Raw genomic sequence first — 22,415 nt, 5'->3', positions numbered from 1 at the left:
GGTCACTGCCTGATGAGCAAGCCGCGCGCGACCGTTGCGACAAACGGGCCGGACGGACTGGCGCCAGCCGGCGATGTCGCGGCGATTGTCGCCGGCACCCACGGCGATCCGTTTGCCGTGCTTGGCGTGCATGAGGCGGGAAAGGGCTTTGTCGCCCGCTGCTTCGTCCCTTATGCCGAGTTCGTCACCGCCTATACGCTGACCGGCAAGAAGGCCGGCGAGCTGTCGAGACGCGACGACAGCGGTTTCTTCCAAGGCAAACTGTCGCTGCGCAAACGCCAGCCGCTGCGCTATCACGCCAGGAATTCCGGCGGTGACTGGTGGCTGACCGATCCATATTCCTTCGGTCCCGTGCTCGGCCCGCTGGACGATTATTACATCGCCGAAGGGTCGCATCTCAGGCTGTTCGACAAGCTCGGCGCCCATCTCATCGACCATGAAGGTGCATCGGGTGTGCATTTTGCGGTGTGGGCGCCCAATGCAAGGCGCGTCTCGGTGGTCGGCGACTTCAACGAGTGGGACGGCCGCAGGCATACCATGCGCGTCCGCCGCGATACCGGCATCTGGGAGCTGTTCATTCCCGACATTGGCGCTGGCCGCCCGTATAAGTATGAAATCATCGGGCCGGATGGCGTGAGATTGCCGCTCAAAGCCGATCCGTTCGCCTTCAAGTCCGAACTGCGCCCGGCCACCGCCTCGGTGACGGCGCTGCCGCCGGCGCACGAATGGGGCGACGAGGCGCACCGGAACTACTGGCGCAATGCCGACCACAGGCGCGAAGCCGTATCGATCTACGAGGTCCATGCCGGGTCATGGCGGCTTCACGACGACGGCAGCTTCCTGTCGTGGGACGAGCTCGCCGACAGGCTGATCCCTTACGTGGTCGAGACCGGCTTTACCCACATCGAATTCATGCCGATCGCCGAACACCCTTATGACCCGTCCTGGGGCTACCAGACGACGGGTCTTTATGCGCCGACTGCCCGCTTTGGCGATCCGGACGGTTTTGCCCGCTTCGTCGACGGCGCCCACCGCGCAGGCATCGGCGTCATCCTCGACTGGGTGCCGGCGCATTTCCCGGTTGACGAACACGGTCTGGCAAAGTTCGACGGTACCGCGCTCTACGAACATGCCGATCCGCGCAAGGGCTTCCATCCCGACTGGAGCACCGCGATCTACAATTTTGGGCGCCGCGAAGTGATTTCGTTCCTGGTCAACAATGCGCTGTTCTGGGCCGAGAAATATCACGTCGACGGACTGCGCGTCGATGCGGTCGCCTCGATGCTTTATCTCGATTATTCGCGCAAGGCCGGTGAATGGATTCCCAACGAGAAGGGCGGCCGGGAGAACCTCGAAGCGGTCAGCTTCCTGCAGCGTATGAACAAGGAGGTCTACGGCCACCATCCAGGTGTGATGACCATCGCCGAGGAATCGACCTCGTGGCCGAAAGTCTCGCAGCCGGTGCATGAAGGCGGACTGGGCTTCGGTTTCAAATGGAACATGGGCTTCATGCATGACACTTTGGAGTATTTCTCCAAGGAGCCGATCTTCCGCAAGCATCACCACAACGACATCACCTTCGGTCTGGTCTACGCCTTCAGCGAGAATTTCGTGCTGCCGCTGTCCCATGACGAAGTGGTGCACGGCAAAGGCACGCTGCTCAACAAGATGGCCGGCGACGACTGGCAGAAATTCGCGACGCTGCGGGCCTATTACGCCTTCATGTGGGGTTATCCCGGCAAGAAGCTGTTGTTCATGGGCCAGGAGTTCGCACAGCGCCGCGAGTGGAGCGAGGCGCGCGCGCTCGACTGGAACCTGCTCGATTTCCGGCTCCACCGCGGCGTCTGGCAGACGGTGCGCGATCTCAACTATCTCTACCGCTCGCGCCCCGCGCTGCATGCCCGCGACTGCGAGCCGGAGGGCTTTTCCTGGCTGATCGTCGACGACAGCGCGAACTCGGTATTTGCCTGGCTGCGCAGCGCGCCGGGCGGCAACCCGGTCGCCGTCATTTCCAACTTCACGCCGGTGCCGCGCGACAATTACCGCGTGCCGTTGCCGCAGGCCGGAAAATGGCGCGAGATCATCAACACCGACGCCACGGATTATGGCGGTTCCGGCAAGGGCAATAGCGGCGTCGTCGAGGCTCGGGCGGAAGGAGGAGGCATTTCGGCGACGATGCTTTTGCCGCCGCTGTCGACGATCATGCTCGAATTCGTCCCGGACTGAGCTATGTCTGGAGCGTCTAACCTGGGAGGATAGGAATGGCTGAAATAAAACGAACACAGCCGCTGGCACGCGACGCCATGGCTTATGTGCTGGCAGGCGGCCGTGGTAGCCGGCTCAAGGAACTGACCGACCGCCGCGCCAAGCCGGCGGTCTATTTTGGCGGCAAAACCCGCATCATCGATTTCGCGCTCTCCAATGCGCTCAATTCCGGTATCCGCCGCCTCGGCGTCGCCACCCAGTACAAGGCGCATTCGCTGATCCGCCATCTGCAGCGCGGCTGGAACTTCCTGCGGCCCGAGCGCAACGAGAGTTTCGACATCCTGCCTGCCAGCCAGCGTGTATCGGAAACGCAATGGTATGAGGGCACGGCCGACGCCGTTTACCAGAACATCGACATCATCGAGGCCTACGGGCCGGAATACATGGTCATCCTAGCCGGCGACCACATCTACAAGATGGACTACGAAATGATGCTGCGCCAGCATGTCGAGGCCGGCGCCGATGTCACCGTCGGCTGCCTCGAAGTGCCGCGCATGGAAGCCACCGGCTTCGGCGTCATGCATGTCGATCCCAAGGACACTATCATCTCCTTCATCGAAAAGCCCGCCGATCCGCCGGGCATTCCCGACAAACCGGATTTCGCGCTGGCCTCGATGGGCATCTATGTGTTCAAGACCAAATTCCTGATGGAGCAATTGCGTCGCGATGCGGCGGAGCCCGGCTCGAGCCGGGACTTCGGCAAGGACATCATCCCCTACATCGTCGAGCACGGAAAGGCGATCGCCCATCGTTTTGCCAAATCCTGCGTGCGCTCGACCGCCGAGAACGAGGCCTATTGGCGCGACGTCGGCACGGTCGACGCCTATTGGGAGGCCAATATCGACCTGACCGACATCACGCCGGAACTCGACCTTTACGACCGCGATTGGCCGATCTGGACCTATGCCGAGTTGAAGCCGCCGGCAAAATTCGTGCATGACGAGGATGGCCGCCGCGGGTCGGCCGTGTCGTCTCTCGTGTCGGGCGATTGCATCGTTTCGGGCGCTTCGCTGAAGCGAAGCCTGATCTTCACCGGCGCGCGCATCAATTCCTATTCGACGCTGGAGGAGGTCGTCATGCTGCCGGACGTCCATGTCGGCCGCAACGCCAGGCTGAAGCGCGTGGTCATCGATCACGGCGTCAGGATCCCGGAGGGTCTGGTGGTCGGCGAGGATCCCGTCCTCGACGCCAAGCGTTTCCGCGTTTCGGAAAAAGGCATCTGCCTCGTCACGCAGGACATGATCAACAGGCTGGGATCGTAGTGCATGCAGGTTCTGTCGGTGGCGCCCGAGATCTTTCCGCTGGTCAAGACGGGCGGGCTCGCCGACGTGACCGGCGCCTTGCCCGTGGCATTGGCCGGCAAGGGCGTCACCATGCGCACGCTCGTCCCCGGCTATCCTCAGGTGATGGGCGCCTTCAGGAAAAAGAAGCCGGTTCAGCAATATCCATTGCTGCATGGCGCCAAGGCTTCGGTGTATGCCGCCCAGATCGCCGGGCTCGACCTGTTCGTGCTTGACGCGCCGCATCTTTTCGACCGTCCCGGCGGCCCATACGGCAACGCGACAGGCGCCGACTGGCCGGACAATTGGCGGCGGTTCGCGGCCTTGAGCCAGGTAGGCGGTGATATTGCCGGCGGTGCGATCTCGGGCTACCTGCCCGATATCGTCCATGCCCATGACTGGCAGTCGGCAATGACGCTTGCCTACATGCGCTACGGCAAGGCGGTCGGCACGCCGTCGATGATCACCGTGCACAACCTCGCCTTCCAAGGCCAGTTCGGCGCCGGCATCTTTGGCGAGCTTGGCCTGCCGGCGGCGGCGATGGCGCTCGACGGCGTCGAATATTACGGCGGCGTCGGCTTCCTCAAGGCCGGCCTGCAGGCGGCGTGGGCGATCACCACGGTCAGCCCGACCTATGCGCAGGAAATCCGCTTGCCCGAATTCGGCATGGGCCTCGACGGCCTGATCAACATGCGCTCCGTCGATCTCCATGGCATCGTGAACGGCATCGATACCGAGATCTGGAACCCGGAAACCGACAAGCATCTGGTCTCCAACTACACCGCAAAGACGCTCAAGGCGCGAATGCCCAACAAGGCCGCGGTCGAGGACCGTTTCAGCCTCGATCGCGATGACAGTCCGATCGTCTGCGTCGTCAGCCGGCTGACCTGGCAAAAGGGCATGGACATACTGGCTGCGGCCATCGACGGCATCGTCGCGGCAGGTGCACGGCTGGCGATCCTCGGCTCCGGCGACGCTGGGCTGGAAGGCGCGTTGCTTGCCGCCGCAGCCCGCCATCGCGGCCGCATCGGCGTCGTCGTCGGCTATGACGAGGGACTCTCCCACACCATGCAGGGCGGCTGCGACGCAATCATTATCCCATCGCGCTTCGAACCTTGCGGGCTGACACAGCTTTACGGCCTGCGCTATGGCTGCGTGCCGGTGGTCGCGCGCACCGGCGGCCTTGCCGACACGATCATCGATGCCAACGAAGCCGCCATCTCTGCCGGCGTGGCGACCGGTTTCCAGTTTGCGCCCGCCAATGCCGGCGCCTTGCTGCACGCCGTCCGCCGCCTTGTCGAGGCGCATGCCAATCCCGCAGTGTGGACGTCGATGCAGCGGCAAGGCATGAAGGCCGACGTTTCGTGGGACAAAAGCGCCGAAAAATATGTCCAACTCTATCGCTTGCTGCTTTCGAAAAGGGCTGCCTGACTGATGATCCGCACCGTCGCCACCAAACCCTATCCCGACCAGAAGCCCGGCACCTCCGGGCTGCGTAAAAAGGTCCCGGTGTTCCAGCAGGAGCACTATGCCGAGAACTTCATCCAGTCGATCTTCGACGCGCTGGACGGGTTCGAGGGCAAAACCCTGGTGATCGGCGGCGACGGCCGCTTCTATAACCGCGAGGTCATCCAGAAGGCCATCGCCATGGCCGCGGCAAACGGCTTCGGCAAGGTGATGGTCGGGCAGGGCGGCATCTTGTCGACGCCGGCCGCTTCGCATGTCATCCGCAAATACGAGACCTTTGGCGGCATCATCCTGTCGGCCAGCCACAATCCGGGTGGCCCGCATGAGGATTTCGGCATCAAGTACAATGCCGGCAATGGCGGCCCGGCGCCGGAAAAGCTGACCGACGCGATCTTCGAAAAAACCAAGGCGATTTCAAGCTTCAAGATCGCCGATATCGGGCAGGTCGACATCGACACGATCGGCACGGTCAAGACGGGGGACATGACCGTCGAAATCATCGATCCTGTCGCCGACTATGCCGAACTGATGGAAAGCCTGTTCGATTTCGACGCATTGCGGGCGCTGTTCAGGTCGGGCTTCCGCATGCGCTTCGACGCCATGCATGCGGTGACCGGCCCCTACGCCAAGGAGATCCTCGAAAACCGGCTCGGCGCGCCCAACGGCACCGCCCGCAATTTCATTCCGCTGCCGGATTTCGGCGGCCATCATCCCGATCCCAATCTGGTGCACGCAAAACACCTCTACGACGAGATGATGGGGCCGGATGCGCCAGACTTTGGCGCCGCCTCGGATGGCGATGGCGACCGCAACCTGATTATCGGCAAGGGAATTTTCATCACCCCGTCGGATTCGGTGGCGATGCTCGCCGCCAACGCCCATCTGGCGCCGGGCTACAAGGCGGGGCTGAAAGGCATCGCCCGCTCGATGCCGACCAGCGGTGCTGCCGACCGGGTCGCCGAAAAGCTCGGCATCGGCATCTACGAGACGCCGACCGGCTGGAAATTTTTCGGCAATCTGCTCGATGCCGGCATGGCAACGATCTGTGGCGAGGAGAGTGCGGGGACCGGCTCCAACCATGTCCGCGAAAAGGACGGCCTGTGGGCTGTGCTTTTATGGCTCAACATCCTTGCCGTTCGCGGCGAAAGCGCCAAGCAGATTGTCACCCAGCATTGGACGGCCTATGGCCGTAACTATTATTCGCGCCACGACTACGAGGAGGTCGAGACCGATCGTGCCAACGCGCTTGTCGGCGAGTTGCGCGCCAAGCTCGGCTCGCTGCCTGGCACCCGCGTGCGCGGCATGACGATCGCCAGCGCTGATGATTTCGCCTATCACGATCCGGTCGACGGCTCGGTCAGCAAGAACCAGGGCATCAGGGTGTTGTTCGAAGGCGGCTCACGCGTCGTCTTCCGCCTGTCCGGCACCGGCACCTCGGGCGCGACGCTGCGGCTTTATGTCGAGCGCTACGAGCCGGACAAGAACCGCCACGATCTCGACACCCAGGAGGCGCTTGCCGATCTGATCGCGGCGGCCGACGACATTGCCGGGATTCGCAGCCATACCGGCCGCGCCAAGCCGAGCGTCATCACCTGATGTCGTCGGGACTATCCGCCGGCTATCGTCCGCGATTTGGCGGGCTTGCCGGGGAGGGCGGTATCCGCTTCGCCGCATGGTCCTCGTCGGCTCGGCGCATCTGGGTTTCGATTTTCGACGAACACGGCAACCGCGAAGTCGACCGGCTGGAACTCCAGTCGGAAGACGAGGGCGTCCATGCACTTTTTGTTGCCGGTCTCGCCGCCGGGACCCGATACGGGTTCCGCGCCGATGGCGACTACGCGCCGGAACACGGTCTCTGGTTCGATCCCGACAAGCTGCTGGCCGATCCCTATGCCGTCGAGATCGACAGGCCCTATGCCTATGACGGCCGGCTCGCCGCGCGCCGAGGCGAGGGGGCCGACACTGCGCCGCTGATGCCGAAAGCCATCGCCGGCGCCTTGCCGGAACCCTTGCCCGCCTTGCCGCCGCTGTTTCGGCCCGGCGGCCTTATCTACGAAGTGCCGGTACGCGCCTTCACAAAGCTGCATCCCGACATTCCCGAGAAGCAACGCGGCACCATTGCAGCGCTCGCTCACCCCCTCGTTGTCGAGCATCTGCAAAAACTCGGCGTGGCAGCCATTGAGTTGATGCCGGTGACTGCATCGATCGACGAACGGCATTTACCGCCCCTCGGTCTGCGCAACGCCTGGGGTTATAATCCCGTGACCTTCATAGCGCTCGATCCGCGACTGGCGCCCGGCGGTCTGGCCGAGTTGCGCGGAACGGTCGCCGCGCTGCGCGAGGCCGGCATCGGCACCATTCTCGACCTGGTGTTCAACCACACCGGCGAAAGCGACCGGCTCGGCCCGACATTGTCGCTGCGCGGGCTCGACAGCCGCGCCTATTATCGGCACGAGCCGGACGGCGCTCTGGTCAATGACACCGGAACCGGCAATACGCTCGCCTGCGAGCATCCGGTCGTCCGGGAAATGGTCCTCCACACGCTTCGCCACTTTGTCCAGCGCGCCGGTGTCGACGGATTCCGCTTCGACCTGGCGCCGATCCTCGGCCGCGTCGACGGCGTTTTCGACGCCGATGCGCCGCTGCTGAACGCCATTCGCAACGACCCTGTTCTTGGCGACCGGGTGCTGATCGCCGAGCCTTGGGATATCGGACCGGATGGCTATCAGCTCGGCAATTTTCCGCCGCCCTTCCTCGAATGGAACGACAAATACCGCGACGATATCCGCCGCTTCTGGCGCGGCGACGGCGGCATGATCGGTGCCCTGGCGACGCGGCTTGCCGGTTCGTCCGACGTCTTTGCCAAAGCAGGCCAGACAACGAGCCGCAGCATCAACTTCATCGCCGCGCATGACGGCATGACGCTGGCCGATATCGTCGCCTATGGGCACAAGCACAACGAGGCCAATGGCGAACTGAACCGCGATGGTCACGACGACAACCTGTCCTGGAACGATGGCGTCGAGGGCGAGACCAGCGACCAGTCAATCGTTACGGCCCGTTTCGATGACCAGCGCGCGCTGCTGGCGACGCTCTTTGCCTCGCGCGGCACGATCATGCTGACGGCCGGCGACGAGTTCGGCCGCACGCAGCGCGGCAACAACAACGCCTACGCGCAGGACAATGACATCACCTGGCTCGACTGGGCCGGGCGCGACCTGGCGCTCGAGCATCATACGGCTCTGCTCGCCAGGATGCGTCGCGCCGTGCCGGCGCTCTTGGACACAGCATTCCTGACCGGAGAACAGCCTGCGGGTTCGGAAATCCCAGACGTAGCCTGGCTGACGGAAACCGGCGTGCCGTTCGAAGAGGCAGCCTGGGACGATGCCAGGCGGCACCGGCTGGTCATGGTTCTCGGTAGCGGTGAGAACAGTCGCCTTGCGGTGGTCATCAATGGCGACCGCCGGGCCTGCATGTTCACGCTGCCGGAACGGGCGGGTTTTCATTGGCGCCCAGCTATCGAACCGGATAGTAGCGATATCTCGCGGCCGGTGCCTGGGCGAACAGTCCTGTTCATGATCGAAAGCAGGACAGCGTGTGCGGGCGCAGGGGAGAGCCATGATGGCTGACAATGCCGAATGGTGGCGCGGCTGCGTCATCTACCAGATCTACCCGCGCTCCTTCCAGGACACGACAGGCGACGGCAGCGGCGATCTCAGCGGCATCACCTCGAGGCTGGCCCATGTCGCATCGCTCGGTGCCGACGCCGTTTGGCTTTCGCCTTTTTTCAAGTCGCCAATGGCCGATATGGGTTACGACGTTTCGGATTACTGCGCCGTCGATCCGATGTTCGGCACATTAGAGGATTTCGACGCACTGATTGCGGAGGCGCACCGGCTCGGCCTGAAGGTGATCATCGATCAGGTCTTGTCGCATTCGTCGGATCGGCACGAATGGTTCGTCGAAAGCCGCACGAGCCACGACAACCCCAAGGCCGACTGGTACGTCTGGGCCGATGCGAAGCCCGACGGCACCGCCCCCAACAACTGGCTGTCGCTTTTCGGCGGCCCGGCCTGGGAATGGGACGCAACGCGCAGGCAATATTACCTGCACAATTTCCTCGCCTCGCAGCCGGACCTGAATTTCCACAACCCAAAGGTGCAGGACGCCTTGCTGGAAACGGTGCGGTTCTGGCTCGAGCGCGGCGTCGACGGTTTCCGGCTGGATACGGTCAACTATTACGTCCACGACCGCTGGCTGCGCAGCAACCCGCCTTTGGCGGAAAGCGTCGCCGGCACCAATACGGCAACCAGCCCCTATCTCTATCAGGAGCATCTGTTCGACAAGAGCCAGCCGGAAAACCTTGCTTTCCTCAGGCGCTTCCGGGCCTTGCTTGACGAATATGAAGGCCGCGCCGCTGTCGGCGAGATTGGCGACGAAACGCGTTCCTTGCAGACACTCGCCGCCTATACCGGCGGTGGCGACAAGCTCCAAATGTCCTACACGTTCGACCTGCTCGGCCCGCAATTCTCGGCGTCGCATGTGCGTGGCTGTGTCGAGGCCTTCGAGAGTAAGGTATTCGACGGCTGGGTTTGCTGGGCGTTCTCCAATCACGATGTCGTGCGCCATGTCAGTCGATGGAAAAGGCCGGGCGGCGATCCGGACAGGGTGGCGAAATTCTCGATCGTGCTGCTTTCCTGCCTGCGCGGATCGATCTGCCTCTACCAGGGCGAAGAACTCGGGCTGGAGGAGGCCGAACTGGCGTTCGAGGATTTGCGCGATCCTTTCGGCATCCGCTTCTGGCCGGGGATCAAGGGGCGGGATGGGTGCCGAACGCCGATGGTCTGGGAGACTGGCGCCGACAATGCCGGCTTTTCGACGGGCAAGCCGTGGCTTCCGGTCCCGGCAAGCCATCGCGCCCAGGCGGTCGACGTCCAGGATGGCGAGCAAACCTCCGTCCTGGCGAGCTACCGGGCGATGCTGGCCTTGCGCAAGCAGCATCCGGCGCTGGTTCGAGGCTCGATCCGGTTCCTCGATGCCCAAGGCGACGTCCTGGCTTTCATTCGCGAAGGCGGTGACGAAAAGCTGCTCTGTGTCTTCAATTTCGCCGACGAGCCGGCCGGCTGGCAATTGCCAACGGATCTGGAAGCGATAGAGCCGAGAGATCTTGGCGGTGCTGCCGGCGTCTTGCAGGAAAGAACGCTGTCGCTGCCGCCGCTGGGCTGCTTCCTCGGCCGGATTGGCTGAGCTCTATTTCATTATCTCATTGAACGAGCACGGAGCGCCCGCAAGTCGCGCCGACAACCCGCACATCGGCCTCGCCGACATGCACGCCGACAGCTGCAAGCACGTTATAGACCAGTTCGTCGACCGGCGCCGTCACGCCGTTCAGAACCGTTACCACCGCCGGCTTAACCGTTCCGAGCAGGGCCGTCACGTCCAGCCCGAGGCCCAGTGCATTGACCGAGAGCGAGAGGCCGCTGACCAGCGATGTCGTGAGTGATTGCGTCAGGTTTTTTGTGGCGACAGTTTTTATCGTCTTGTTGGCGATATCGGTGCTGTCGAACGTCAATGTGGTCGGATCGTTGTTGGTGATGGCAAGTGATGACGAACCCTTCACATCGAGCAGATTGAGGGTAAGCAGCAGAAGCTTCACGCTTACCTGGGCAATCGTGGCATCGGAGAACGATTGCGGATTGCTGAAATCGGCGAAGGCCGATGCGTTATTGTCGGCGTCGCTGGCGGCAAGGTGCAGCGAGGCCACGCCAGGCTGCGCGGCGATCGAGACCTTGATGCTATCCGGCCGGCCCGTCGGGCAGCTGATGTCGGTTAGCTTGGCTTCCGCATAGGCGACTTCGACATGCAGAGGCAGGTTGACGGACAGCAGGCTGATGCCGCCGCCGAGATTGGAATTGCCGATGCCCACTGTGGTGACCAGCTTGATGCGCGTCTGCGCGGTGCGCACCACGGTGCCTTTTTCCCCGACGGCCAGCCAGGGTGAGTATTGCATCGGTTCACCGATGGCGATGGCGAGCGTGGTGGAGGTAAGTCCCGGAATAGTGGCGCCGAGATCGACCTGGACCTGGTTTGAGCCATTGGCCAGCGAGGCGGCGGCACCCAGCATGCCCATCGCGCTTGCGTCGACGGAAAAGCCGGGAGACTTTTGTCCGAGGCCGAGCCTGCCGATCGAGCCAAGATCGATAAGATGACTGAGGGGTATCTTGACCGTGTTGGTGGCCCTCGACGCGATCGTCTGCAGCACAAGTTTGCTGGCGCTGCCCGACCCGGACGCATTGGCCATGGCGGTCGCGATCTGGCCTACCGTCGCTTTTGACGCCAGCACGTCGGAATAGCTGACACCTGTCAGTTGCAACTGTACGGCAAGGGCATCGACGAACGAAAGCACGTTTACATCGGCCGAGATCAGCGCGTTGTAGTCCATGACGCTGAGCGAAATGTTGGCGCCCAGCAACTTGCTGAGAAGCGCGTTGAGGATGCCGCCATTGACGCTGAGGAGCCTGGACCCGACCGAGAACATCGCTTGCGGGGTCACGCTGGCAATGGCTTCGGTGCCGACAACCGGAGTAGGGATGAGCGAACTGGCGAAATACCGGGCGGGGATTTTTCGCAGAGTGACGCGAACGGCGTTGTAAGGCGTTTTGCCGGCTTCGAAGCGCTTGTCGACACCAACGGAGGACGCCGCTGAGTATCGGCCGCCGGTGACCGACACGACGGTTTTGCCAACCGTGGGAACGATTGTCTGACCTGCCTTTTGAACAATGATGCCGGGCATTCGGTTGTCACTGAGCGTGGTTACCGCCGCGGCTTCCATATTGTTGATGTTCGACGCCGCGGTGATCGCCGCCAGATCGGTCATCGCCTGGGCTTCCCTGCGCTCCGTGTAGATCGAACCTTCGTCGACAGCGAAGGCAGCCAGCCCCAGCGCGAATGGCGCTGTCAGCGCCGTCATGACGGCAAAGTTCGCCTTCTTGTCGCCAACCATCGAGCGAGCGATCCGCCCGATGCTCCTCAGCAAGAACTGCGACATTTCAAATGCCTCCAATCCTGATGGTAGATCTGCGCGACATCGTGGTTTGCGGCATCGCAAGGCTTGGTAATAGGTTCCAGATCGGCAGGTTGCTGGCATCGTACTGGATCGACACGACGAACTGATTTCCGTCGGCCGTGCTGTCCGTCGCCTGATAGGTCAGCTTGCCGGAATCGACAAACGGGTATCCACTGGCATTGTTTTTGACGAAACTCGCCACCAGCGCCTGGCGCTCGGTTTGATTCAATCCGGCAATTGCGGTGCGGGCGGCATCGGCGGCGATTTGCTGCAAGGAGTTGCTTGCACCAAAATAGATACCATATGCAACCATTCCGAGCAAAAGAAGGATAAAGACTGGGGAAAGCAGGGCGAACTCGACCGCGGAAGTTCCGGACTCTTCTCCAATTTTGCGTAGATTCGTCCGTATGTGGCGCAATATTTTACGCTTCAATGCGACAGTATTACTGTCTATCTTGTTCATTGCCCTTGCCCGTTGGAACCCAAGGTCGATGTGCCGATTCCATCGAAATTTGTAACCCTTGGTTGCCTAAGAACCAATTAATACATTCCGGTAAACTGAAAAGATCGGCCAGATTATTTCCCAGATCGGCGTTCTGGCCAGGAAACCCAGTCAAACTCATGGTTTCGACCATTGATTGGCCGCCCGCAAAACGACTGCCCCGGCCCCCTTACTTTGGGTGACCCCGAGAGTCTGTTGAAATAAAAAATCTCCACGTTACTGTTTGGCCACCAGCTGCCGGAAAGGGAACCGGCTGCGCGCTCGAAAGGAACCAGCCAATCGGTTTCGGGGCGTCAACACTTAGAGACGTGGCCGAAGGGCGACGTCGTTAGGGAGAACTCCATGCTGAAACATGTGCTGAAGGCGACGGTACTCGCCACGACCATGGTCTTGGCCGCCGGTACGTTCTACACGCCGGCTTTCGCCGAGACCGTCTACAACCGCGGAGCCGCCGCCGAAGCGGAGACGCTCGATCCGCACAAGACCTCGACGGTCTACGAAGCCGATATCATACGCGACCTGTTCCAGGGCCTCGTCATGCATGACCAGAAGACGAATCTCATTCCGGGCGCCGCTGAAAGCTGGACGGTGTCCGACGACGGCACTGTCTACACCTTCAAGCTGCGCAAGGACGGCCTCTGGTCGGATGGCAGCCCGGTGACGGCGGACGACTTCGTTTATTCGTTCCGTCGGCTGGAAGATCCGGCCACCGCTGCGGAATACGCTTCCATGCTCTATCCAGTGAAGGGTGCCGAGGAAGTCAACACCAAGAAGGGCAAGCCGGAGGATATGGGCGTCAAGGCGATTGACGCAAATACCCTCGAAGTCACGCTCAAGGCGCCAACGCCTTACTTCCTGGAGATGCTGACCCATCAGGCGACCTATCCGGTTAACAAGGCGTCTATCGAAAAGCTTGGCGCCGACTGGATCAAGGCAGGCAAGCTGGTCTCGAACGGGGCCTTTACAGCGGCAGAGTGGATTCCCAACGACCATCTAAAGCTGGTCAAGAATCCGAAATTCTGGGACGCCGCCAGCGTCAAGTTGGACGTGGTCAACTACATCCCGACCGAGGATCGCTCGTCCGCGATGAAGCGCTTCGAGGCCGGCGAATTCGACAGTTACGGTGACCTGCCGACCGAACAGCTCGCCGATCTCAAGACCAAATTCGGCGACCAGGTCCGTGTCGGGCCATATCTCGGCATCTACTATTACGCGATCAAGACCGACAAGGCGCCTTGGGACAACGTCGAACTGCGCAACGCTATCTCGATGGCGATCGATCGCGACTTCCTCGCTGAAAAAGTCTGGCAGAATTCGATGCTGCCCGGCTATTCGATGGTCCCTCCGGGTATCCAGGGCTACACGCCGGCACTGGCCAAATACGCCGACATGCCGCAGATCGACCGCGAGGACGCTGCCAAGAAGATCCTCGAGAAACTCGGCTATACACCCGAGCATCCGTTGAAGATGCAGATCCGCTACAACACCTCGGAAAACCACAAGAACACCGCTGTCGCCATCCAGGAACAGTTGAAGCCGCTTGGCGTCGAGGTCACGCTGCTCAACACCGACACCAAGACCCACTACTCCTTCCTCGAGCAGAAGGGCGACTACGATGTGGCGCGTGCCGCCTGGATCGCCGATTACAAGGACCCGGAAACCTTCCTCGGCATATCTCGCAAGGCCAGCGGCAACAATTATTCGAGCTATAACAGCCCGAAATTCGAGGCGGCCATGGACAAGGCCGCCGCCGCCGGCGGCAAGCCCGACCAGCGCATGAAGGAACTCGCCGAGGCCGAGCGCATCCTCGTCGACGACGTCGGCGAGATCCCGCTTCTCTACTACAGCTACCACGACATCGTTTCCTCGAAGCTGCACGGCTTCGACGACAATGTGATGGACATCCATCCGTCCCGCTTCATCAGCAAGGACTGATACCTTAGCCAGGCCGCCGCGCGACTCAATGCGCGGCGGCGCCGGTTTGCCATCGCATCGGCCCGGGAACCGGATTCGATTTTCGACAATGTCGGTGCGAAGATTTGAAGGCTAGAGCGCAATCGTCCAGCCGGACGCGCGCTGCTCTGGATCAAGCGGGGCATCGATGCTGCGATTCGTTTTCCGGCGGCTCCTGACCGCCATCCCGACGCTGTTCGTCATCGTGACTATAGCGTTCTTCCTGATACGCGTCGCGCCGGGCGGCCCGTTCAACCAGGAGCGGGGCCTGAGCCCCGAGATCAGGGCCAATCTCGAAGCCCAGTTCGGGCTCAACGACCCGCTCTGGCTGCAGTACCTCCATTATTTAGGCAATCTTCTGCGCGGCAATTTCGGCCCCAGCTACAACATGCCGGATTTCACCGTCGGCGAGCTGTTCAGGGAAGGCCTGCCGATCTCGATCCAACTTGGCGCTTCGGCGCTCGTTCTGGCGCTGCTCCTCGGCAGCGTGCTCGGCACTGTTGCCGCGCTCAACCAGAACAAGCTTGCCGACTATTCGGTGATCGCGCTGGCGACCGCCGGCAGCACCATACCAACCTTCGTCATCGCCCCGATAATCCAGCTTGTATTCGGATTGACCTGGAAGCTGCTGCCGATCGGCGGCTGGGGCGATGGAGCCCTCATCAACAAGGTCGGCCCGGTACTGACGCTCGCTCTGCCGCAGATCGCCATCGTTGCCCGCCTGATGCGCGGCTCGATGATCGAATCGCTGCACTCGCATCACATCCGCACCGCGCGCGCTCTCGGCCTGTCCGACTGGTCGGTCGTCGTCAAGCATGCGCTGCGCGGCGCCATCCTGCCGATCGTCTCCTTCACCGGTCCGGCAGCCGCAGCCCTTCTCACCGGCTCGGTCATCGTCGAGACCATCTTCTCTATCCCGGGCATCGGCCGCCATTTTGTCGTTGCTGCACTCAACCGCGACTACACATTGGTGATGGGGACGGTGGTGGTCATCGCGCTCTTCACCATTGTCTTCAACCTGATCGTCGACGTCCTCTATGGGGTCGTCGATCCGAGGGTGCGCTATGACTGATATCGCAGTTGCCGCACCGGTCGTCGGCCGGTCCCTTTGGGGTGACGCCTGGGCGCGCCTCAAGGCCAATCGCGCGGCCATGTTCAGCCTCTATTATCTTGCCTTCATCGCCGTCATCAGCGTGTTTGGGCCCTATCTCGTGCCGCACCAATACACCACCATCTATGCCGACTATGTCCGTACGCCGCCGAGCTTCTCCGCCTATCCGAAGGCCGACATGATCGAAGGCGCTCTCGATGAGGCGATCAGGCGTATGCGCGTCGACATTACGGAGTGGCGGCAGGAGGACAGCCGTGTGTTCGTTACCGTCAAATCGTCCAACCCGATCGATGACCGCAACATTCGCTACCTTGATCGTTCCGATACCTTTGATGACACAAAGATCGAGAGCAAATCGCCGGACGGTCTCGAAATGGTGATGAGTGCCTCGATCAAGCAGCAATATTTCCTGTTCGGCACCGACAATACCGGCCGCGATCTCCTGTCCAGAACGTTGATGGCCGGGCGCATATCGCTAGCCATCGGCCTGCTTGCCGGCATTGTGGCCGTGGTTATCGGCGTGCTCTACGGCGCCACCGCCGGCCTTGCCGGTGGCAGGGTCGATGAGGTGATGATGCGTGTCGTCGATGTGCTTTATTCTTTGCCGTTCATCTTCTTCGTCATCATGCTGGTGGTGTTTTTCGGCAGGAATTTCGTGCTGATGTTCCTGGCGGTCGGCGCGGTGCTGTGGCTCGACATGGCGCGCATCGTGCGCGGACAAGCGCTGTCGATCCGCCGGCAGGAATATGTCCAGGCGGCGGAGGCGATGGGCGTCGGCCAGCGCGGCATTCTGCTGCGCCATGTGATCCCCAATTTGCTCGGGCCGGTGGTGATCTACATGACGCTGCTGGTGCCGCAGGTCATTATCCTGGAGAGTTTTTTGTCGTTCCTCGGGCTCGGCGTCCAGGAGCCGATGACCAGCTGGGGCGTGCTGATCTCGGTTGGCGCCCAGAACATCGGCTCGGCCAACTGGCTGCTTCTGTTCCCGGCCTTCTTTCTCGTCTCCACGCTGTTCGCGCTGAATTTCGTCGGCGACGGGCTGCGCGACGCGCTCGACCCGAAGGATCGTTGAGATGGCTGCTTCCGATACCATCCTCAGCGTCAAGGACCTTCGCGTCCGCTTCCGCACCCTCGACGGTGTGGTGGAGGCGGTGAAGGGCATCAATATCCACGTCAAATCAGGCGAAACCGTCGCCGTCGTCGGCGAATCCGGTTCCGGCAAGAGCCAGACGATGATGGCGGCGATGAGCCTGCTCGCCTCGAACGGCGAAGCCAGCGGCACAGTCGATTATCGCGGCCGCAATCTTTTGACCTTGAGCAAACCCGAGCTCAACAAGATCCGCGGCCGCAAGATCAGCATGATCTTCCAGGAGCCGATGACGTCGCTAGACCCGCTCTATTCGATCGGCAACCAGCTGATCGAGCCGATCCGCAAGCATCGCGGACTTGGCGCCGCCGCGGCGCGCGAGGAGGCGCTCAAGCTGCTGCGGCTGGTCCATATTCCCGATCCGGAGCGGCGGATGAAATCCTATCCGCACGAGTTGTCGGGCGGTCAGCGCCAGCGCGTCATGATCGCCATGGCGCTGGCCAACGACCCCGACATACTGATCGCCGACGAGCCGACGACCGCGCTCGACGTCACCATCCAGGCGCAGATCCTCATGCTGCTCGCCGAATTGCAGCGCAAGCTCGGCATGGCGATCGTCTTCATCACCCACGATCTCGGCATCGTCCGGCGCTTTGCCGATCGGGTCTATGTGATGCGCTATGGCGAGGTGGTCGAGGAGGGCGAGGCGGAAGCGATCTTCGCCAACCCGCAGCACGGCTACACCAAGATGCTACTTGCCGCCGAACCGACCGGCACCAAGGCGCCGCCGCCTCCGAATGCCCCTGTCCTGCTTGAAGGCAGAAACGTCGAGGTGACCTTCAAGATCGGCGGCGGATTTCTTGGCGGCGAGCCGCTGCTGCTGCGCGCCGTCGATCGCATTTCGATACGGCTGAAGCGCAACCAGACGATCGGCATCGTCGGCGAATCCGGCTCGGGAAAATCGACGCTCGGCCGCGCCTTGCTGCGGCTCCTGCCCAGCGACGGTATCATCCGGCTTGGTGACCGCGACATTTCCCACGCCGACCGCCAGGCGATGAGGCCGCTGCGGCGCGAATTGCAGCTGGTTTTCCAGGATCCGTTCGGCTCGCTGTCCCCACGCATGACCGTCGGCCAGATCATCACCGAGGGGCTCCTGGTCCATGAGCCCAATCTGTCGGGCAGGCAGCGCGATCTCCGCGCGGTCGATGCCTTGCTCGAAGTCGGGCTCGACCCGAACACGCGCAACCGCTATCCGCATGAATTCTCCGGCGGTCAGCGGCAGCGCATCGCCATTGCGCGCGCCATGATACTCAAGCCTAAAGTGGTGGTGCTGGACGAGCCGACCTCGGCGCTGGACCGCTCCGTGCAGAAGCAGATCGTCGAATTGCTACGCAAGCTGCAGGCCGACCACGAACTGTCCTATCTGTTCATCAGCCACGATCTCGCCGTTGTGCGCGCCATGGCCGACTACATCATCGTCATGAAACAGGGCAAGATCGTCGAGGAGGGGCCGGCCGAGGCGATCTTCAGCAATCCGCAGGCAACCTACACACAGACACTGATGGCCGCGGCCATCGATGTCACGCGATTTCGCCTGAGCGCATAGCCTTGCTGGCGATCCGCCACATGTCGACGTCGCACAGCACAGGCCACATGGCGCGGGTATAGCGAAGCACATTCGGGGTGACATCGTCGCTGAGCCCGGCTTCCACGCGGCAGGTGCGGAACGCCTTCTCGATGCGCTTTGTCGGTTCGCCCAGGCTGTCATGGACGACCGGCCCGCAGTCGCAATCGATACGCTTCCAGCGGCGCATATGGGCGATCAGCCGTGACGGCAGTCGCGTCGGCGGACGCCATTTCTTGCTTTTTTTCGCGTGCTGATCTTTGCAATAGAGCACGCCGCGGCCTAGGTCCGGCCAAGCTTCTGCGGCCTCGCCATCCCAATTGAGTTGCAGGATTGAACGATGTCGGCAGCCAGTGTAGAGCCCCACAATGATAAAGCGGCAGAGATGAGCGTACTGACCGTGCTTCCGGCGCAGCCGCAATGCCGCGCGCAGCAGTCCCGCTGCTTCCTCGCGCGTCAGCCAGCGCTCGCGCGCTGCTGGTTTGTCTGGCAAGGTGACGGACGGCTTCGGATCGAGACCGTATTCCTTGGCCCAAAAGTTGATCGCCGAGCGGAGGTCCTCAAGATCGCGACGCGGGCCTGATGTAAAGTCCTTGTCTCGCCACGCCGGGAGTAACGCACGGCGGGTCTCCATCGCCGCAGCGTTGAGCTTGGCGATTCGCTCACGCTCTACCCGATTGCGCTCGCGCGAACGGTGCTCGACATAGGCGCGGCAGCGATCTCCATTGATGTTGGCGACCGGCTCGGTGCCGAAGAATTCGTTCAGAAAACGCATCCTGGCGAGAAATTCCTTGCGACCGGCAATCTTGGCCTGGCGTGCTTCGGTATAGGCGGCGAGGATGTCACCGACAGTCAGGCGGCGGGCATCGGCCCTGGAGATCGGGCGCTGATGTTTGCCTGCGGCGGCAGGCCCGAGTTGAGGGCGCAGCATACCTGAAGCGCTAGACACCGCTCCCGTGCGGGCATGATGATGGGTCGTCACAATGGTCCCCTTTTTTGCTCCGAAGTTGTTCGTCCTGCGGACGGGGATCACTAGAAGAGGCGACAAGACCGGCTTTGCAACAAGCAAAATGGGCGATAGTGCCGTGAGATGCAAAGACTTGCGAAAGGCGGCGCAGAATCGCGCCGGCTTGGCTTTCCCGCCGGACGACGAGTCTTGGTGCATTCCCGGAGGGTAGCTGACAGCCGCATCAAAATGGTGGCTCGGGCTATCCCATGTTCCGGTTGCAACTGAGGTGTAAATCTCACGCCGGCTTTCACGGGACGATTTGGCGTTTCGAAGCGGGGGAGGTTTCCGGTGCCTTGGAAATCTCGCTTTTTTCGGTGACGAACATGCGTTAGCAATAGCCGCGATCCGATGCCACTGCGGGCACCGCGTAGCCTCTCCTCGGCCAAACCTCTTTTTGTCGAATGTACAGGCGCAACTTGGAAGAGCCCCTACGAGCCCTGAGCCATTGCCTCCCGGGTTGGACAATGTTTTTTCTGGTCGGAGTGGCAGGATTTGAACCTGCGACCCCATCGTCCCGAACGATGTGCGCTACCAGGCTGCGCTACACTCCGTGACCAGACCGCGGGCTTATAGCCGCCGAGTTTGGTTACTGCAAGCGCCAATGGCAGCGCTTCTGTCGCATTTCTTTCGCTTTCGCCGCCACGTCATACAGGTTTCAGTTTCCTGTCGCACAAACACGGCTTAAAGGGCATCTGGGTAACCGTCCACTTGCCTCGAAGCACCTGATTCAGCCGCCTGGAGTTTGCAGCCTTGTCGATGAAGATCGTTAGCGATGCCAGACCAAACACATTCGAGTTCGAAACCTCGGCGCTCGTCATGCCGTCCGGGTTTCGCGAATATGATGCGCGCTGGTGGTTCGGCCATCCCGGCTCGAACGAAACGCCGGAACTCAATCTAATCGGCGTCCAGGCGCTCGGCATGGGGCTCGGCACGCTGATCCGTCGCCTGGGTGCCGGACCCGACATCGTCACCGGTCACGATTTCCGCTCCTATTCGCTTGCCATCAAGCTGGCGCTGGTTTCCGGGCTGATGGCGGCCGGCGCACGGGTCAAGGATGTCGGGCTTGCCCTGTCGCCGATGGCCTATTTCGCCCAGTTCGCGCTCGACACGCCGTCCGTCGCCATGGTCACTGCCTCACACAACGAGAATGGCTGGACCGGCGTCAAGATGGGCGCGGCGCGTCCGCTGACCTTCGGTCCGGAGGAGATGAGCGCGCTGAAGGCGATCGTGCTGTCAGGCGATTTCGACCTTGTCGGTGGTGGCTCCTACGCCTTCGTTGCGGATTTCCGCAAAACCTACCTTGACGATCTGACCGCGGGAAAGCGTATCTCCAGGAAGCTCAAGGTGGTGGCCGCCTGCGGCAACGGCACCGCCGGGGCTTTCGCTCCCGAGGCACTGGAAAGTATCGGCTGCGAGGTCATCCCGCTCGACGTCGAGCTCGATCATACGTTTCCCAATTACAATCCCAACCCCGAAGACATGCAGATGCTGCACGCCATTCGCGACAAGGTGCTGGAAACGGGCGCCGATGTCGGGCTAGGCTTCGACGGCGACGGCGATCGCTGCGGCGTGGTCGACAATGAAGGAAACGAGATCTTCGCCGACAAGGTCGGCGTCATGCTGGCGCGCGACATTTCGCACCTCTATCCCGGCTCGACTTTCGTCGTCGACGTCAAGTCGACCGGATTGTTCATGACTGACAAGGTGCTGCAGGAGAATGGCGCGGTCACCGACTATTGGAAGACCGGTCACTCCTATATCAAGCGGCGGGTGGCCGAACTCGGCGCCGTTGCTGGTTTTGAGAAATCGGGCCACTTCTTCTTCAATCCTCCGATCGGCCGCGGCTATGACGATGGCCTGGTCACGGCCATCGCCATCTGCCAGATGCTTGATCGCAGCCCGCAAAGCAGCATGGCTGACCTCTATCGCGATCTGCCGCTGACCTTTGGCACGCCGACCATGTCGCCACACTGCGCCGACGAGCTCAAATACGGCGTCGTCGAGCGCGTCGTAGGCGACTTTCGCAAGATGAAGGACGAGGGCACGGTCTTCGCCGGCCAGAAGATCGGCGAACTGATCACCGTCAACGGCGTCAGGGTCGTGGCGGAGGATGGTACATGGGGGTTGGTGCGGGCATCATCGAACAAGCCGGAGCTTGTGGTGGTGGTGGAGAGCCCGGTATCGTCCGAGCGGCGCCGGCAGATGTTCGAAGCCGTCGATGCGGTGCTGCGCCGCAGCCCCGAAGTCGGCGCCTACAATCAGACTTTTTGAACGCGGGGCTTGTTTTCATGATCGAACGGATCGTCAGTTTTGTGATGAGCGGCGGCGTCGGCTCGCGGCTGTGGCCGTTGTCGCGCGAGGACAATCCCAAGCAGTTCCATGATTTCTCGGGCGACGGCTCAATGCTGGCCAAGACGCTGCGCCGGCTGACCGCGCGGCCGGAAGGCGAAACGCCGGTTTTCCTGATTGCCTCGGAAAGGCATGCCGACCGCGTTCATGCCGACATTGCCGGTCACGAGCTTTCCGGCGGCGGCCCGCTGTTCGAGCCGACCGGACGCAATACTGCCGCGGCCGTCGCTTTGGCAAGTCTGCGCACGCTGTCGGAATTCGGCGACAGCCTGGTGCTGGTGGTGCCGTCCGATCATGAGATCGCGACGCCACAGCAATTCTGGCGGAGCATCGAGGCCGGCACGGCGGCCGCGCGCCAAGGCAGGCTGGTGGTGTTCGGCATCAAGCCCGCCCAACCCGAGACCGGTTACGGCTACATCGAGGTGGCCGGCGAGCGCGATGGCATCTGCGATGTCTCGCGTTTCGTCGAAAAACCCGATCTCGCCACGGCGCAGAGCTATCTCGAGGCCGGCAATTTCTACTGGAACACCGGCATCTTCCTGTTTCGCGCCAGTGCGATGCGCGACGCGTTCATGGCCTTCCAGCCCGACATCTGGAGCGCCACGGAGGCTGCCTACCAGGCTGCGACATCGGATCTTTCCGGCCTCTACATGCCTCTGGATCTCTATGCCGCCATCCCATCGACATCGATCGACTATGCGA

General features: G+C 62.0%; 15 protein-coding genes and 1 tRNA gene. 12 read left to right on the top strand and 4 right to left on the bottom strand.

What is annotated here, in order from left to right:
- Nucleotides 1-12: 12 nt before the first annotated feature.
- Genes glgB through bglA form a run of 6 tightly spaced genes read left to right on the top strand, consistent with a single transcriptional unit; the run spans nucleotide 13 to nucleotide 10,259 of the window.
- Nucleotides 13-2,226 carry a 1,4-alpha-glucan branching protein GlgB gene (glgB, locus tag NKH33_RS21560; RefSeq protein ID WP_352921365.1) on the top strand — a complete coding sequence of 738 codons (2,214 nt, stop codon included), beginning with the start codon at nucleotides 13-15 and terminating at the stop codon, nucleotides 2,224-2,226.
- 35 nt (nucleotides 2,227-2,261) lie between these two features.
- Complete coding sequence (glgC, locus tag NKH33_RS21555; RefSeq protein WP_352490794.1) at nucleotides 2,262-3,527, top strand: glucose-1-phosphate adenylyltransferase; 1,266 nt, start codon at nucleotides 2,262-2,264, stop codon at nucleotides 3,525-3,527.
- Between the two features lie 3 nt (nucleotides 3,528-3,530).
- Nucleotides 3,531-4,976 (top strand): glycogen synthase GlgA, encoded by a 1,446-nt coding sequence (gene glgA, locus NKH33_RS21550; protein WP_352921363.1) that lies wholly within the window; start codon nucleotides 3,531-3,533, stop codon nucleotides 4,974-4,976.
- A 3-nt stretch (nucleotides 4,977-4,979) separates the two neighbouring features.
- Complete coding sequence (locus NKH33_RS21545) at nucleotides 4,980-6,608, top strand: alpha-D-glucose phosphate-specific phosphoglucomutase (protein WP_352470957.1); 1,629 nt, start codon at nucleotides 4,980-4,982, stop codon at nucleotides 6,606-6,608.
- Nucleotides 6,608-8,641: a glycogen debranching protein GlgX gene (gene glgX / locus NKH33_RS21540; protein ID WP_352921361.1), complete on the top strand. Its 2,034-nt coding sequence runs from the start codon at nucleotides 6,608-6,610 to the stop codon at nucleotides 8,639-8,641. Before NKH33_RS21545 ends, glgX begins: the two co-directional genes overlap by 1 nt.
- Nucleotides 8,631-10,259 (top strand): beta-galactosidase BglA, encoded by a 1,629-nt coding sequence (bglA, locus tag NKH33_RS21535; protein WP_352921359.1) that lies wholly within the window; start codon nucleotides 8,631-8,633, stop codon nucleotides 10,257-10,259. The genes glgX and bglA overlap by 11 nt, the downstream gene beginning before the upstream one ends.
- Before the next feature lie 16 nt (nucleotides 10,260-10,275).
- On the opposite strand, the gene NKH33_RS21530 is transcribed toward bglA, so the two are convergent.
- Together NKH33_RS21530 and NKH33_RS21525 are read right to left on the bottom strand one after the other, a co-directional pair.
- The gene (locus tag NKH33_RS21530) at nucleotides 10,276-12,060 is read right to left on the bottom strand and encodes a pilus assembly protein TadG-related protein (protein ID WP_352470960.1); all 1,785 of its coding nucleotides are present in this window, start codon (nucleotides 12,058-12,060) and stop codon (nucleotides 10,276-10,278) included.
- A 1-nt stretch (nucleotide 12,061) separates the two neighbouring features.
- Nucleotides 12,062-12,541 carry a TadE family protein gene (locus NKH33_RS21525; RefSeq protein ID WP_352921357.1) on the bottom strand — a complete coding sequence of 160 codons (480 nt, stop codon included), beginning with the start codon at nucleotides 12,539-12,541 and terminating at the stop codon, nucleotides 12,062-12,064.
- A 381-nt stretch (nucleotides 12,542-12,922) separates the two neighbouring features.
- Here NKH33_RS21525 and NKH33_RS21520 point away from each other — a divergent pair, with 381 nt between their 5' ends.
- The 4 genes from NKH33_RS21520 to NKH33_RS21505 all read left to right on the top strand — a co-directional run bounded on the left by NKH33_RS21520 (nucleotide 12,923) and on the right by NKH33_RS21505 (nucleotide 18,337).
- The gene (locus NKH33_RS21520) at nucleotides 12,923-14,515 is read left to right on the top strand and encodes a peptide ABC transporter substrate-binding protein (RefSeq protein ID WP_352771877.1); all 1,593 of its coding nucleotides are present in this window, start codon (nucleotides 12,923-12,925) and stop codon (nucleotides 14,513-14,515) included.
- Between the two features lie 166 nt (nucleotides 14,516-14,681).
- A complete protein-coding gene (locus NKH33_RS21515; RefSeq protein ID WP_352470962.1) occupies nucleotides 14,682-15,605 on the top strand; it encodes an ABC transporter permease subunit in 924 nt (307 codons plus the stop codon).
- Entirely contained in the window at nucleotides 15,598-16,716 is a 1,119-nt protein-coding gene (locus NKH33_RS21510; RefSeq protein WP_352921356.1) for an ABC transporter permease, read from the top strand. The genes NKH33_RS21515 and NKH33_RS21510 overlap by 8 nt, the downstream gene beginning before the upstream one ends.
- Before the next feature lies 1 nt (nucleotide 16,717).
- The gene (locus NKH33_RS21505) at nucleotides 16,718-18,337 is read left to right on the top strand and encodes an ABC transporter ATP-binding protein (RefSeq protein ID WP_352503453.1); all 1,620 of its coding nucleotides are present in this window, start codon (nucleotides 16,718-16,720) and stop codon (nucleotides 18,335-18,337) included.
- Here NKH33_RS21505 and NKH33_RS21500 read toward each other — a convergent pair.
- Together NKH33_RS21500 and NKH33_RS21495 are read right to left on the bottom strand one after the other, a co-directional pair.
- Entirely contained in the window at nucleotides 18,312-19,829 is a 1,518-nt protein-coding gene (locus tag NKH33_RS21500) for a site-specific integrase (protein WP_352921354.1), read from the bottom strand. The genes NKH33_RS21505 and NKH33_RS21500 overlap by 26 nt on opposite strands.
- Nucleotides 19,830-19,838: 9 nt before the next feature.
- Nucleotides 19,839-19,915, bottom strand: a tRNA-Pro gene (locus tag NKH33_RS21495).
- 205 nt (nucleotides 19,916-20,120) lie between these two features.
- On the opposite strand from NKH33_RS21495, the gene NKH33_RS21490 reads away from it, so the two are divergent.
- Nucleotides 20,121-21,635: a phosphomannomutase/phosphoglucomutase gene (locus NKH33_RS21490; protein ID WP_502899610.1), complete on the top strand. Its 1,515-nt coding sequence runs from the start codon at nucleotides 20,121-20,123 to the stop codon at nucleotides 21,633-21,635.
- Between the two features lie 17 nt (nucleotides 21,636-21,652).
- A partial coding sequence (locus NKH33_RS21485; RefSeq protein WP_352921351.1) for a mannose-1-phosphate guanylyltransferase occupies nucleotides 21,653-22,415 on the top strand: 763 nt, incomplete at its 3' end.

This window comes from Mesorhizobium sp. M1182, from assembly GCF_040318335.1.
GTDB lineage: Bacteria > Pseudomonadota > Alphaproteobacteria > Rhizobiales > Rhizobiaceae > Mesorhizobium.
This window is presented reverse-complemented; position numbering and strand designations above follow the sequence as displayed.